This window comes from Polymorphum gilvum SL003B-26A1 (genome assembly GCF_000192745.1).
Taxonomy (GTDB): domain Bacteria; phylum Pseudomonadota; class Alphaproteobacteria; order Rhizobiales; family Stappiaceae; genus Polymorphum; species Polymorphum gilvum.
This window is the reverse complement of sequence record NC_015259.1, coordinates 2471271-2485551: the sequence shown is the minus strand read 5'-3', so window position 1 is coordinate 2485551 and position 14281 is coordinate 2471271. Positions and strand designations below refer to the sequence as shown.

Annotated in this window: 11 protein-coding genes and 1 tRNA gene; 7 read left to right on the top strand and 5 right to left on the bottom strand. The window is 66.5% G+C overall.

Features of this window, described 5'->3' with window-relative positions; translation table 11 throughout:
* Positions 1-183: 183 nt before the first annotated feature.
* The 3 genes from SL003B_RS11850 to SL003B_RS11840 all read left to right on the top strand — a co-directional run bounded on the left by SL003B_RS11850 (position 184) and on the right by SL003B_RS11840 (position 4419).
* The gene (locus SL003B_RS11850; RefSeq protein WP_013653083.1) at positions 184-2505 is read left to right on the top strand and encodes an acetamidase/formamidase family protein; all 2322 of its coding nucleotides are present in this window, start codon (positions 184-186) and stop codon (positions 2503-2505) included.
* A gap of 229 nt (positions 2506-2734) precedes the next feature.
* Positions 2735-3661 (top strand): dihydrodipicolinate synthase family protein, encoded by a 927-nt coding sequence (locus SL003B_RS11845; RefSeq protein WP_013653082.1) that lies wholly within the window; start codon positions 2735-2737, stop codon positions 3659-3661.
* The gene (locus SL003B_RS11840) at positions 3661-4419 is read left to right on the top strand and encodes an SDR family oxidoreductase (RefSeq protein WP_013653081.1); all 759 of its coding nucleotides are present in this window, start codon (positions 3661-3663) and stop codon (positions 4417-4419) included. Before SL003B_RS11845 ends, SL003B_RS11840 begins: the two co-directional genes overlap by 1 nt.
* Here SL003B_RS11840 and SL003B_RS11835 read toward each other — a convergent pair.
* From SL003B_RS11835 to SL003B_RS11820, 4 genes are all read right to left on the bottom strand, one after another.
* Positions 4416-5165, bottom strand: a complete 750-nt coding sequence (locus SL003B_RS11835) for an MBL fold metallo-hydrolase (RefSeq protein WP_277914628.1) — start codon at positions 5163-5165, stop codon at positions 4416-4418. The two genes, SL003B_RS11840 and SL003B_RS11835, sit on opposite strands and share 4 nt — an antisense overlap.
* Positions 5166-5323: 158 nt before the next feature.
* Complete coding sequence (locus SL003B_RS11830; RefSeq protein WP_013653079.1) at positions 5324-5560, bottom strand: thioredoxin family protein; 237 nt, start codon at positions 5558-5560, stop codon at positions 5324-5326.
* 12 nt (positions 5561-5572) lie between these two features.
* Positions 5573-6628 carry a permease gene (locus SL003B_RS11825; protein ID WP_013653078.1) on the bottom strand — a complete coding sequence of 352 codons (1056 nt, stop codon included), beginning with the start codon at positions 6626-6628 and terminating at the stop codon, positions 5573-5575.
* Complete coding sequence (locus SL003B_RS11820; protein ID WP_041375508.1) at positions 6625-6924, bottom strand: ArsR/SmtB family transcription factor; 300 nt, start codon at positions 6922-6924, stop codon at positions 6625-6627. The genes SL003B_RS11825 and SL003B_RS11820 overlap by 4 nt, the downstream gene beginning before the upstream one ends.
* Positions 6925-7165: 241 nt before the next feature.
* Between SL003B_RS11820 and SL003B_RS22340 the strand changes: the two genes are divergently transcribed.
* The 4 genes from SL003B_RS22340 (at position 7166) to SL003B_RS11800 (ending at position 13922) form a co-directional block, all read left to right on the top strand.
* Positions 7166-9445: a PhnD/SsuA/transferrin family substrate-binding protein gene (locus tag SL003B_RS22340; RefSeq protein ID WP_013653076.1), complete on the top strand. Its 2280-nt coding sequence runs from the start codon at positions 7166-7168 to the stop codon at positions 9443-9445.
* On the top strand, positions 9435-10772 hold the full coding sequence (locus tag SL003B_RS11810; RefSeq protein ID WP_013653075.1) for a sigma-54-dependent transcriptional regulator: 1338 nt from the start codon (positions 9435-9437) through the stop codon (positions 10770-10772). The genes SL003B_RS22340 and SL003B_RS11810 overlap by 11 nt, the downstream gene beginning before the upstream one ends.
* Before the next feature lie 149 nt (positions 10773-10921).
* The gene (locus SL003B_RS11805; RefSeq protein ID WP_013653074.1) at positions 10922-11446 is read left to right on the top strand and encodes an arsenate reductase (azurin) small subunit; all 525 of its coding nucleotides are present in this window, start codon (positions 10922-10924) and stop codon (positions 11444-11446) included.
* Between the two features lie 16 nt (positions 11447-11462).
* Positions 11463-13922, top strand: coding sequence for an arsenate reductase (azurin) large subunit (locus tag SL003B_RS11800; RefSeq protein ID WP_013653073.1), 2460 nt, complete (start codon positions 11463-11465; stop codon positions 13920-13922).
* A gap of 189 nt (positions 13923-14111) precedes the next feature.
* Here SL003B_RS11800 and SL003B_RS11795 read toward each other — a convergent pair.
* A tRNA-Lys gene (locus SL003B_RS11795) sits at positions 14112-14187 on the bottom strand.
* Positions 14188-14281 lie beyond the last annotated feature (94 nt).

Genomic DNA, 14281 nt, shown 5'->3' with positions numbered 1-14281 from the left:
ATGCGGTCGCTGGCGCGAATCCGTCCTAGCCGGGACGACAAGTTTTTGGGCGCGGACGGTCAAATTGGAATCTAGTTCGTACCGTGATTTCGTGGATACTGGCGCCAAGGGTTAAAGTATATCTGCCGCCGGACCAGGCGGCCGAAGCGCTGCGCTGCAGCGCACGCGTGCGAGGGAGACGGCATGTCCGCCACCGAAGACACGATCCGGGTCGACACCTATCCTGCCGGCGACCGCGAGCGGGCGTGGCAGGAGGCGCTGGCGCGTCTGTCGCTGACCAGCCGGCCGAGCGCGGTATCGCCGTTCCGCTCCGGCGACCTGGCGGTGAAGCCGTCGTCGACGGGGGCGCGGCTTGTCCGCCTCGGCGCGAGCGCGCAGAAGATCGTCGGCCTGCGCGCGGGCGCCGACGCGCCGACGATGATCGTGTTCCACGCCGCCGGACGGGGCCAGATCTTCGCCGACCGGCGCGAGCTGGAGTTCGCCGACGGCGACCTGTCGGTGTGCGACATGGCTGCGGACTGGAGCATGGACCTGCGCGGCGACTTCCAGCTGCTGGCGCTGGAGCTGCCGCGCGCGCGCCTGCTGGCGCGCCTCGGCCACGGGCGGGTCCGCCTGCCGGTTGTCCTCGGCGCGTCCGTGTCGGCGGCGGCGGTCCGGCCGGTCATGAACGCGCTGGCCGGTCGCTTCGATCTGCTCGGCGACGACGAGCTTGGCGGCATCGAGATTGCCGTGACCGAACTGGTCGGCGCGGCCCTGGCGATCGAGAGCAAGTCGGCTGGCGACGAGACGACCCAGGTGCAGGCGGCGCATTTCCGCCGCGTCTGCACGGCGATCGAGGCCCGCCTGTCGGCGCCGGACCTGTCGCTCGCCGATATCGCGGCGCAGGAGAACCTGTCCCAGCGTTATGCCCAGCGGCTGTTCGAGCGCGAGGGCGTGACGTTTTCGGACTACCTGCGCCAGCGCCGGCTCGAGCGCTGCCGCGCCGACCTGGTCGATCCGAAGTACCGCGACCACGGCATCGCCGAGATCTGCTGCCGCTGGGGCTTCCGCGACCAGGCGCATTTCAGCCGGACCTTCAGCCTCGCCTATGGCATGTCGCCGCGCGCCCTGCGCAGGACCGCCGCGGAGGCCGCGCCCGCCTATCCATATCGCGGGCGACCGCAGGCGCGCGTCGCCGCCTCCGCTCCGACGCGCGCCGCCGCTGGAGCCGGCGTGGGTGCGCCGGCGGGCGCTGCGCCCGCACCGCCGGCGCAGGACGGGATCCGTCACCACCTGGCAGTCGGCCGCGACACGGTGCATTGGGGCTATCTCAGCCGGACGATCCCGCCGGCACTGTTCGTCGAGCCGGGCAGCCTGGTCACCATCGAGACGCTGACGCAGCACGCCTTCGACGACCACGACCGGATGATCAAGGGCGACGCCGGCGCGGAGGACGTGTTTCACTGGACGGCGCAGGGCAAGTCGGTCGACCGGCGTGGGGCCGGGCCGATGAACGCCTCGATCTTCGGGCGCGGCGCAGGCGAGGGATTCGGGGTGCATATCTGCACCGGGCCGGTCTATGTGCGCGGCGCCGAACCCGGCGACGTGCTGGAGATCGAGATCCTCGACATCCGCCCGCGACCGAGCGGCAATCCGGACCATGCCGGGCGCTGCTTCGGCAGCAACGCCGCCGCCTGGTGGGGCTACCAGTACCACGACCTGATCGAGCCGCCGCGCCCGCGCGAGGTGATCACCATCTACGAACTGGACGCCAAGCAGGCGGTCGCCCGCGCGCTCTACAGCTACCGCTGGACGCCGCAGACCGATCCGTTCGGCGTGTGCCACGAGATCATGGACTATCCGGGCGTGCCGGTCGATCACGCGACGGTCGAGCACCGGCACGGGGTGCTGCGCGACGTCGTCGTGCCGATCCGGCCGCATTTCGGCTTCATCGGCGTCGCTCCGCGCGAGGCCGACATGGTCGATTCGATCCCGCCCGGCTATTTCGGCGGCAATGTCGACAACTGGCGTGCCGGCAAGGGTGCGAGGATCTACCTGCCCGTGGCGGTCCCCGGCGCCCTGCTGTCGGTGGGCGACCCGCATCTTGCCCAGGGCGACGGCGAGATCAACGGCACGGCGCTGGAATGCTCCCTGACCGGCGATTTCCGCCTCGCCCTGCACAAGCGCGACAGCCTGGCGGAAAGGCCGTTCCTGGACGGGCTGACCTATCCGCTGGTGGAGACGCCGCAGGCCTGGGTGCTGCACGGCTTCAGCTACCAGAACTACCTGAAGGAACTGGGACGCAACGCGCAATCGGAAATCTACCGCAAGTCGTCCGTCGATCTCGCCCTGCGCAGCGCCTTCCGCACCACGCGCAAGTTTCTGATGGATCGCTACCGGCTGGACGAGGACGAGGCGGTGTCGCTGATGTCGGTCGCCGTCGACTTCAGCATCACCCAGGTCGCCGACGGCAACTGGGGTGTTCATGCGGTCATCCGGAAGGAGATCTTCGCCGGCCGCGCGTGAGGCCGTGCCTGCCGCCGATCGAGGAGCCGGCGACGATTTTCGCCGGCACGGGCGCGCCGCGCACCCGGCGTCCGCATGCCTTCCTGCCGTGGATGAAAAAACCGCCGCCGATCTCGACGCAGGCTGTGCAAAGCACATGCTGAGGCACTAGAAGACAGGGAGGCTCCGACCGACTCTGTGGGGCGGGCGTTCGATCGTTTCCCTGGTCCGAGGCATAATGGAGTAGACAGTGCCGCTCATCACCGCGAACACCAAAGGCGTCTTCGTCATCGCCGTCACGCCGTTCAGGGACGACGGCGCGATCGATCACGCCAGCGTCGACAGCATGGTCGACTTTTATTTCGACAAGGGCGCCGACGGCCTGACCATCCTCGGCATCATGGGCGAGGCGCCCAAGCTGACCCAGTCCGAGGCGATCGAGGTGACGCGGCGCACGCTCGCCCGCGCGGGCGGCAGGCCCGTCGTGGTCGGCGTGTCCGCGCCCGGACTCGCCGCGATCGGCGAACTCACCAAGGCGGTCATGGACCTCGGCGCGGCCGGCGTCATGGTCGCGCCGCCGTCGTCGCTCAGGACCGACGACCAGATCGCCGGCTATTACCGCACCGTGGTCGAGACGATCGGCACCGAGGTGCCGCTGGTGCTGCAGGACTATCCGCTGACCACCGGCGTGCAGATCGCGCCGAAGACGCTCGGCGCGATCTTCGAGGCGCATCCGAGCATCGTCATGCTGAAGCACGAGGACTGGCCGGGCCTGCAGAAGATCTCGGACCTGCGCGACGCCGAGGCGAGGGGGCGCCGCCGGGTCTCGATCCTGTGCGGCAACGGTGGCCTGTTCCTGGTCGAGGAACTGCGCCGCGGCGCGGACGGCGCCATGACCGGCTTCGCCTATCCGGAGATGATGGTCGGGGTCTGCCGGCTCAGCGCCGAGGGCGCACACGATGCCGCCCAGGACCTGTTCGACGCCTATCTGCCGCTGATGCGCTACGAACAGCAGCCCGGCGCCGGGCTCGCCGTGCGCAAATACGTGCTCGCCAGGCGCGGCGCCATCGCCAGCGTGGCCCAGCGCCGGCCGGCGGTACCCCTCAATGCCGCGGCGATCGCCGAGGTCGAATTCCTGATCGCGCGCCAGCAGCGCAAACTGGAGGCACTGGGCTGATGGACCTCGGGATTTCGGGCAAGAAGGCGCTGGTGCTCGGTGCCAGCCGGGGGCTCGGCGCTTCCATTGCCCGCGGCCTGGCCGCGGAAGGCGTGCAGGTGCTGGCGGCGGCCCGCTCGGCCGTCACGATCGCCGCGTCGGCCGGCATCGAGCCGGTCGCCGTGGATCTTGCCGAACGGACGTCGGTCGCCGCGCTGATCGAGCGGCTCAAGGCCGACGGCGGCGTCGACATCCTGGTCAACAACTCCGGCGGCCCCAAGGCCGGTCCGGCCATGGGCCAGTCGCGGGAAAGCTGGCTCGCCGCCTTCGAGGCGATGGCAACCCCGATCTTCGAGATCACCGACGCCGCGTTGGAGGGTATGATCGCGCGCAGGTGGGGGCGGATCATCACGGTCGGCTCGTCGGGCATCGAGCAGCCGATCCCGAACCTGGCGCTGTCGAACGGCGTCCGTTCGGCGATTGCGGGCTGGTCCAAGACGCTGGCCGCCGAGGTCGCGCCCCAGGGCGTCACCGTCAACATGGTGCTGCCCGGCCGCATCGACACCGACCGGGTGCGCGAACTGGACGGCCTGAAGGCCCGCCAGAGCGGCACGCCGATCGAAACGGTCCAGGACGCCTCGCGCCGCGACATCCCGGTCGGGCGCTACGGCCGGCCGGAGGAGTTCGCCGCCGTCTGCGTGTTCCTGGCCAGCGACCAGGCGAGCTACGTCACCGGATCCTCGATCCGCGTCGATGGTGGCATGATCCGCGGCCGCTAGTCCCATTCCATCTGCTGGAACGCGGTTTGCGCGTTGCGTCGCGCGAGGCTGTCGAACTGTTCGAGATGAACAAAGGCCGACTGGTCGACCTCCACCGAACCGAGGATGTCGCCGCCGTTTTCGATGTGTTCGGCGATCCTGTCCCGCAGGTTGACCAGATAGTCGTAGGTGTCGGCCCGGGCCCGGGCCATGGTGGTCGCATGACCATGACCGGGCACGACATGGCCGGCGCCGGTCCGCTCCACCGCCTCGAAGGTCGAAGGCCACTCCTTGATCGAGCTTTGCTCGCTCACGCCCAGAATGCGTTCCACGTAGACGATGTCGCCGGTGAAGACGACGCCTTTCGCCGGCAGCAGGACGAAGCTGTCGCCGGGCGTATGCGCGGGGCCGGGGTGAAAGATCTCGAGCCGGATGCCGCCGGTTTCGAGGTCGTATCGATCCTCGAAGACGATATCCGCGTACACCGGCTCGGTGCCGGCGAGCCGGTCGTCGATGAGCTGGCGAAGCGCCGTCATCTGCAGGCTGCCGCGCGCCTTCTGGTCGTCGACGGCAGGCCGCGAGGCGACGATCCGCGCCCCTTGCGCCTTCCAATAGCCGTTGCCAAGCCAGCGGTGATCCTGACCGCCGGTGTCGATGACATGGGTCACCGGCTTGACGGTCAGCGTTTTCAGGACCTCGTGGATCGCTTCGGCGCCCTTCCACGAGCCGCCCGGATTGACCAGAACGACGCCGTCGGCAGTCTCGATGACCCCGAGGGTGGCATTGTTGGCGAGGTTTTCCGGACTGCGCTGTTCCTTTTCGCCGACCAGTGCCTAAACACCGTCGGTCACCGGCTGGATTTCGAGCGCTCCCGCTGCAGTCAACGACGGCAGGAAGAGCGTTGCAGCGGCAACCAGACGACCGATCATGCCGAAAGCCACTCGTTCAGTCGGGCCGCGTCGGGCAGTCCGCCCGCGTGCACCAGCTTGCCATCGACGGAGATGCCTGGCGTCGACATGACCCCCGCCATGGCGATGGATCTCGGGTCGGTCACCTTCTCGACTTCGACCTCGATGCCGAGGCGCTCGGCGGCGGCCTTGACCATGGTTTCGGCGGTCTCGCAGCGCTTGCAGCCGGGACCGTAGACCTTGACGGATTTCATCGTGCTTCTCTCTTACAGGATTGCGTTGAACAGGAAGCCGGTGGCGAGGATGCCGGCGCCGACCACGGCGATGAAGATGGCGATCAGGCGCAGGGTCAGCACCTGCCTGAGGATGATCATCTCGGGCAGGCTGAGCGCGATGACCGACATCATGAAGGCAAGGACCGTGCCCAGGGCGGCGCCCTTGCCGAGCAGAGCCTCGACGATCGGGATGACGCCGGCGGCGTTGGTGTACATCGGCACGCCCACGACGACGGCGGCCGGCACGGACCACCAGGCGTCACCGCCCATGATCGCCAGCATCATCGCCTCGGGCACGTAGCCGTGGATCAGCGCGCCGATGGAAATGCCCACGACGACCCAGATCCAGACCTTGCCGACGATCTCGCGCACCTGATCGACGCCGATCTTCAGCCGGTCGACAAGGGTCAGGCGCTGATCGGGCAGGTCGACGACGGCACCGGCGTTCAACTCGCGCACCCAGTCCTGCAGATACCGCTCCAGCCGGAACCGCCCCAGCACCCAGCCCGCCACCGTGGCGATGGTGAAGCCGAAGACGAGGTAGATCGTGGCGACCTGCCAGCCGACGAGGCCATAGAGCAGACCGAGCCCGACCGGCCCGACCATCGGCCCGGCGATCAAGAAGGAGAAGGTGACGCCCAGCGGAATCCCCGCCGAGACGAAGCCGATGAACAGCGGTACCGACGAGCAGGAGCAGAAGGGCGTCAGCACGCCCAGCAAAGCGGCCAGCGGGTAGCCCCAGATCGCGCGCCGCCCGGCCAGGATGGCGCGGGTCCGTTCCGGACTGAACCAGCTGCGCAAGACGCCGGTGACAAAGACGATCAGCGTCAGCAGCAGGAGCACCTTGGGCACGTCGTAAACGAAAAAGGCGATCGCTTCGCCGGTGTGGCTGTCACGCGCGACGGGGAGCAGCGACGTCACCCCTTCCGAAAACGGGATCAGGTTGTCATAGGCAAGCCACCAGACGACAGCTGCGACGGGAACGCCCGCATACCAGAGCCAGTCGGGCAGCGCGCGGGGGGCGGGCGTGTCGGTCTCGGCGGTCATGCAGCCCTCCTTTCCTCGTTGGCGGCGCGGACGGCGGCTTGAACCGCCTCCACGATGCGCAGGATTTCCGGCGTGGCATCGAGGTTCAGACGGTAGCGCACCCATTGGGCATCGCGGCGGTCGACCACGAGTCCGGCCTGCTTGAGCACCTGCATGTGCCGCGACATCCGGCTCTGCGTCGCGTCGAGCCTCTTCATGAGCTCGCAGACGCAATGCTCGCTTCCGTCCGACAGGAGGCCGATAGCGGCGAGTCGGGTGGGTTCGGCGAGGGCAGCCAGGACGGCGACAATATCCATGACCTTCTTTCCTATCGCTCATGCGTATATGCGCATTTGCATATTTATTCGTAGTTCCGAGCGCTGTAAATGCGCAGTTTCACGCAGGTTTCGCCGTCTGCCGGACGGCGCGGAACGACTCGATTGAAAACGGCGCGCCCGGGCCGCTACTCTGGTGTCAAAGGGGAGGAGTATCGTGCCGGATTGTCGCCGGGCGTCTGCACGTCGCCGGATATCGCGGCGGCAAGTGATATTGGGCGGGTTGGCTGCAACTGTCTCGCACAATCCGAAATCGATTCTGGCTGCCGAGCGCCAGACGCTCCGTTTCGGCCTGACGCCTGTCTTCCTGAGCAACGATCTTCAGATCCTGGCTGCGCTGCGATCCTATCTTGCGGCCTCGACCGGTCATGAGGTCGAACTGGTCACCCGCCGGACCTACCAGGAAGTCACGTCGCTGCTGATTTCCGGACAGCTCGACGCGGCGTGGATTTGCGGCTACCCCTTCATCCAGTACCGCAGCGACCTCGATCTGGTCGCCATCCCGGAATGGAATGGCAGGCCGCTCTATCAATCCTATCTGATCGTAACCAGGGAGCGTCAGGGCGAAACCATTCGTGACCTGCGCGGCGACGTCCACGCCTTTTCCGATCCGGATTCGAACTCCGGCTATCTGGTCACGCGCACCCTCATGCACGAAGAGGGCCTCGACCCGGAAACCTTCTTCCGCAAGACCCTGTTCACCTACGGGCACCGAAACGTCATCCGGGCCGTCGCCGCGAACCTGGCGCAGTCCGGAAGCGTCGACGGCTATGTCTGGGAAGTGATGCGGGACCTGGAGCCGGAGCTTGTCGGCAGGACAAGGATCCTGAGAAAATCAGAGTGGCTCGGCTTTCCGCCGATCGCGACAAGCGCTAGACGCGCGGGCACGCCGGTGATCAGGGCCCTGGCGAAGGCGTTGCTGGACATGACCCGCTCGGACCAGGGGCGCAAGGTGCTCGACATGCTCAGGCTCAGCGGCTTCGGCGCACCGCAGGATCATCTCTTCGATGGAATCGCCGCAAAGGTGGCCTTGCTGAGGGGGGGGCTTGTGAGCATCGGTGCCCGACTGAACCGGCTGCCCCTGACCTGGCGCGTGCCGCTCGCGGTCACGCTCCTGATGATCGCGGTGTCCGTGATCATCACCGAGCGCGTTCTCGATCGCCTCGGGTCGATGCAGGAGGCCTATCTTCAGCGTGCAGCGACCTCCTATCTGGACGGCGTGACCGCCTCGATCTCTCCCTCCGTCCTGCGGGAGGATGCCTGGGAGATCTTCGACGCCCTCGAGCGCCTGCATCCGGTGAACACCGACATCCTGCCGGCGGAGACGATCGTCACGACCCCTGTCGACGTTGTGCTGGCGGCGACGAATCCCGCCAGCCACCCGAGCCTGGAACCGATCTTCGGGGGGCTCCGAGACCGCTTTTCCGGGACGACGATCCGCGTGGATCCGATGCGCGGGCTGGCCTATCTCAAGCGCGACATCGTCTATCAGGACCAGGCGATCGGACGAATTTACACCGTTTTCGACGCGGCGCCGCTGTTGCGCGAACGGCGGGAGGTTCTGGTCACGCTGGTCCTGACAAATACGGTACTGACCGGCCTGCTGTCCCTGACCGGCTTCCTGACCGTGCGACGGATGATCCGGCCGATGCAGGTGCTCGAGAGCCACATGATCGAGGCGGCAGACGGCCATCCCAGACGAATCGACGCGGCGGACACGTTCGGCACCAGCGCCGAAACGCGACGGCTCTACGCGGCGTTCAACTCGCTTCTGCAGTCCGACGACGAACGGCGGGCCTTGTCGCGAAAACTCGCGGAAGAGGAGAAGCTCGCAAGCCTCGGACGCCTGTCGTCCGTCATGGCCCATGAGATCAACAACCCCCTCGGGGGACTGCTGACCGCAGTCGACACGCTTCGCGCTCACGGGGAGAAGCCCGACGTTCGCAACGCCTCGCTCGACCTTCTGCAACGAGGCCTCGAAGGCATTGCCGGCGTCGTGCACGCAGCCCTTGCCACTTACCGTCCAGAGCGGCATTCCAGACCGATCGCCCGCAGCGACTTCGAGGATGCGAAGGTGCTGCTCATGCCCGAGCTTCGGCGGCGGGGCCAGCATCTGGATTGCCAGATCGCTCTGCCGGACGGCATGTCCTGCGCTTGTCCGTCGGGGCCGATCCGGCAAGCGACCATCAACCTGCTGCTCAACGCCAGCGCCGCGACGCCGGACGGCGGCGTCGTCGGCATGACGGTCGCGCTCGAACGGGGGCGACTCGTCGTGGAAGTGCGCGATCAGGGCGGCGGGCTGCCGCGACACGCCCGTAGGATCCTGGTCGGAGAACCCGACGGTTCCCTGCCCACCGGATCCGGGCTGGGTCTCTGGATCGTACGCCAGATCGCCGACGAGATCGGCGCAGCGATCGAGATCGCGGATCGCGAACCGGTCGGGAGCGCCGTTCGCATCTCGCTGCTGGCCAATGCAGACAAGGGGATTGATCATGCAGCCTGAACCGCTCAGGGTCGGACTGATCGAGGACGACACGATCATGGGAGAGGCAATCGTCCAGCGCCTCGCCCTGGAGGGTTGTTCGGTCGACTGGTGGACGAGCGGACGGGAGGCACTCGGGTCCGCCGCGCTGGACACCGCCGACATCGTGGTCTGCGACATCCGCCTGCCCGACATGACCGGCGAGGACATCTACCGCGAAAAGCTCGATGCCGGGCATGCGCCGCCGTTCCTCTTCGTCACGGGCTTCGGCGAGATCGACCAGGCCGTGCGCCTGATGCGCCTCGGCGCGTCCGACTACCTGCTCAAACCCTTCGTCTTCGACGAATTCCTGCTGCGAGTGCGCGACAACGCCAGGAAGAGCCGGGACGGCGAGCCGTCGGGATTGCTCCGCCTCGGCGTGTCGGCGCAGATGAGGGCCGCAGAACGACTTCTCGACCGGTATGCGCCGAACGATCTGCCGGTCCTGATCACCGGGGAAACCGGTGTTGGCAAGGAGGTGACCGCAAGGCTCCTGCACAAGCGGTCGCCTTTCGCGCAAGGGCCGTTCGTGGCCGTTAACTGCGCGGCGATCCCGGCGGATCTGCTCGAAAGCGAGATCTTCGGCCACGAACGCGGCGCATTCACCGGCGCCGAGCGTCAGCATCTCGGCTATGCGGAACGCACACAAGGAGGAACGCTGTTTCTCGACGAGATCGGCGACATGCCCCTTGCTCTCCAGGCCAAGATCCTGCGCCTGGTCGAAGACCGCAGCTTCTATCGGATCGGCGGCGAACGACCGATTCCCTTCCGGGGACGGATCGTGGCCGCAACGCATCGCGACCTGATCGAGGCGAGCCGGGCAAGGGACTTCCGCGAGGATCTGTACTATCGCCTTGCGGTGCTGACGCTCGAGCTTCCCCCGCTGAGGAAGCGTCCCGAAGACATCGTCCGGTTCATGGGACTGTTTCTCGAGGAAGCCTGCAGGAGCCAGAACCGCACGTTCAAGGGCTTTTCCAGCATGGCGGAGGAATTGGCCCTGGGTCATCCGTGGCGGGGCAACCTCAGGGAATTGCGCAATCGCGTCGAGCGTGCGGTGGCCGTCGGCAATCAGGAGCGGATCCTGCCGCAGGACATGTTTCCCGACCGCGCCGAACCATCGCCGGTCGCGGAGGGGTTCGTCCCCCTGTCGGGGGTGCGCGACGAGGCGGAACGCCGGCATATCGAACGCGCCCTGGATGCCAGCGGCGGGCAGGTCACGGAAGCCGCGCGGCTTCTCGGCATTTCCAGAACGACGTTGTGGGAGAAGATGACCAGACTCGGCATTCCGTCGCCGCGTTCGGAATCCTGAACCCTCGGCGGCGCATCATGTCCGGAAATCCGAACAGGTTGGCCGAAGAGTCCACGTTTTTAAGCGCAAGTTATTGAAAAATATGAAAACATCGAATTGGCAGGGGACTTGCTAAGCCTTCGGGGCCTACAGCCTTTTGGGAGGAAAGCATGTCACGTTGTTCGAGGATGGTCGATCTCGGCCGCCGCCGGTTCCTGCGGGGCGGCGCCGTTGCCGCCGCCGGCGCGGCCTCCGCCGCAGTCATGTCGCCACGCTCTGCAGACGCCGCTGCGGGGAGCGCCCTGCTCGAGTATCCGGAGAACCGGCTCGGCAACGTCGCCGATCTCACGGTCAACGAACCGCTCGACATCGCGTATCCGGATGCCGACAGCCCGGGCGTGCTGCTCAAGCTCGGCCAGCCGGTCGAGGGCGGCGTCGGTCCCGATGGCGACATCGTCGCCTATTCCGTGCTCTGCCCGCACAAGGGCTGGCTGATGGCCTACAACGCCGCCGACAGGACGCTCAACTGCCCCGGGCACTTCTCGCGGTTCGACTGCGAGGCCGGCGGCCAGCAGATCTGGGGCCACGCCACGCAGAACCTGCCGCAGTTCACGCTGCGGGTCGACGACAAGGGCGACATCTATGCGGACGGCGCGAGCGACCTGATCTTCGGTCGGCCGTCCAACGTGCTGTAACGGGAGGGGCAGGGAAATGGCTTACAAGCGACAAATCGACCGGCTTCCGATCCCGCCGAAGGACGCCACGGTCCACAACGTGACCTGTCACTACTGCATCGTCGGCTGCGGCTACAAGGCCTACACCTGGCCGCGCAACAAGCAGGGCACGCCCAAGGAAAACGCATTTGGCATCGACCTTTCCGAACAGCAGCCGGCGGACGGCACCTGGATCGCGCCGTCGATGTACAACGTCGTGCGCCAGAACGGCAAGGACGTCCATCTCGTGGTCGTTCCCGACCATGACTGCGTCGTCAACTCCGGCCTCGGCTCGATCCGGGGTGCCCGCATGGCGGAAAACCGGCCGTCCTACGTGACCGGCACGCAGCAGCAGCGTCTCGGCGACCCGATGGTCTGGCGCAACGGCGTCTGGCAGCCGACGAGTTGGGACGACGCGCTCGACCTCGTCGCCCGCGTCACGGCACGCGTGGTCACGCAGGGCTCGGAGGACGATCTCGTCGTTTCCATGTTCGACCACGGCGGATCGGCCGGCGGCTACGAGAACACCTGGGCGACCGGCAAGCTCTACTTCGAGAGCATGAAGATCAAGAACTGCCGCATTCACAACCGTCCAGCCTACAATTCCGAGGTGCACTCCTCGCGCGACATGGGCGTGGACGAACTCAACTATGCCTACAAGGATTACGAAGTCACCGACACGATCTTCGTCGTCGGCGCCAACCCGCTCGAGACCCAGACGAACCTGTTCCTGAACCACATGGTTCCGGGCATGCGCAACGGCGCGAAATTCATCATGGTCGACCCGCGCCGCACGGTGACGATCAACGCGGCCGAACAGGTTGCCGGCAAGGACAATGTCCTGCATCTGGCGATCAACGAGGGCACCGACATGGTGGTCCTCAACGCCATCCTGACGCAGATCGTCGACAACGGCTGGATCGACAGGGAATACGTCGCCAACAACACCTTTCAGAACGGCGAGGCCCAGCCGCTGGACGACGGTCATCCGGCCGGCCTCGGCAGCCTCGACTACGCGATGGAGAGCTGCCGGACGACGCTTGCCCAGGCGGCGGAGATCTGCGGCGTCGCGGAGGCCGACATCGCCAAGGCGGCCGAGTGGATCGCCAAGCCGAAGGAAGACGGCACCCGCCGCAAATGCGTCAGCGCTTATGAAAAGGGCATCATCTGGGGCAACGACAACTACCGTACCATCGGCGCCATGGTGAACATTTCGCTCGCCACCGGCAACATCGGGCGCGAGGGCGGCGGCTGTTGCCGGCTCGGCGGCCACCAGGAAGGCTATTACCGCCCCTCCGACGCGCATGTCGGCCGGCCGGCGCAATACATCGACCAGATGCTGATCCGAGGCGGCGGCAAGGTGCACCACGTGTGGGCCTGCGACCATCACAAGACGACGCTGAACGCGTCCGAGTTCAAGCGCGTTCACAAGCGCCGCGCGGACATGGTCAAGGACGCGATGGACGCGGCGGCCGGCGGCAGCCGGGAGCAACTGGTCGACGCCATCGTCGGCGCCGTCAATGCCGGCGGCCTGTTCGTGGTCGACGTGGACATCATCCACAGCCAGATCGGCCAGAACGCGCACGTCATCCTGCCGGCCTGCGAAGCCAACGAGATGAACCTCACCTCGATGAACGGGGAACGGCGCCTGCGGCTGTCCGAGCGCTACATGGACCCTTACGGCAATTCGAAGCCGGACTGCCTGATCGCGGCCGGCATCGCCCAGAAGATGGAGCGCGTGCTGAGGGAGATGGGCAGGGACGCCTATGCCGACCAGTTCAAGGGCTACGACTGGGAAACCGAGGAAGACGCCTTCATGGACGGCTACCACAAAGGCAATCCCGACGTCACTTATGAGCGCCTGCGCGCCATGGGCAACAACGGTGTCCAGGAACCGGTCGTCGGCTTCTCAGGCGGCAAGCTGATCGGCGTGGAACGCCTGTACACGGACGGCCAGTTCACCCGTCACGGCCGCGAGGACAAGAAGGCGCTGTTCTGCGCCGCCGGATGGCGGGGCTGGCAGGCTCCGGGCAAGGCCCGCGAGAAGGCCAACCACCGATTCTGGATCAACAACGTTCGTGCCAACATCTTCTGGCAGAACCAGTTCCTCGACCAGGAGAACGATTTCGTTCAGGATCGCTTCCCCTATCCGTTCATCGAGATGAATGCCGACGACATGGCGGAACTCGGCATCGGCGCCGGCGACCTCGTCGAGATCGCCAACGAGAACGGCGCCACCCAGGGCATGGCCTATCCGACCGACACGGCCAAACGCGGCCATGTCGCCATGGTGTTCGGCTCGCCGGCCGGCAGCCAGGGCAACGTGGTCAATCCAGGGGTGAACGAACTGGTGCTGCCCGACTACAAGCATACCTGGGGCAACATCCGCAAGATCGCCAACGCGACGCCGCGGGTGAAGTCGGTGACCTTCAAGTCGAAAGAGTACAAACCGGCCTGACCCTTCCAGAGATCACCCCGCTGCGATCCGTCGCAGCGGGCCTTTCGATGATGGGTTTCCTCAGATATTTGGCGGCCGTGCGACGCGGGCGACCAAGCGACCGGTCGCACGAAAAGGCGCGCGGCTGCGTTCCGTCTCGGTTCACGCCTCGACAAATCAGTCATACAACGGAAATCAAACGGAAAAATGTGGTGAGCGAGCAGGGGCTCGAACCCTGGACCTACTGATTAAAAGTCAGTTGCTCTACCAACTGAGCTACTCGCTCCCGAAAGGGCGGCCGCAGGAGCAAGTCCGCGGCTGGCGCCGTGTTTAGGACGACACGGCGCGCAGCGCAACCCTCAAATTCCGCTTGCCGGCTG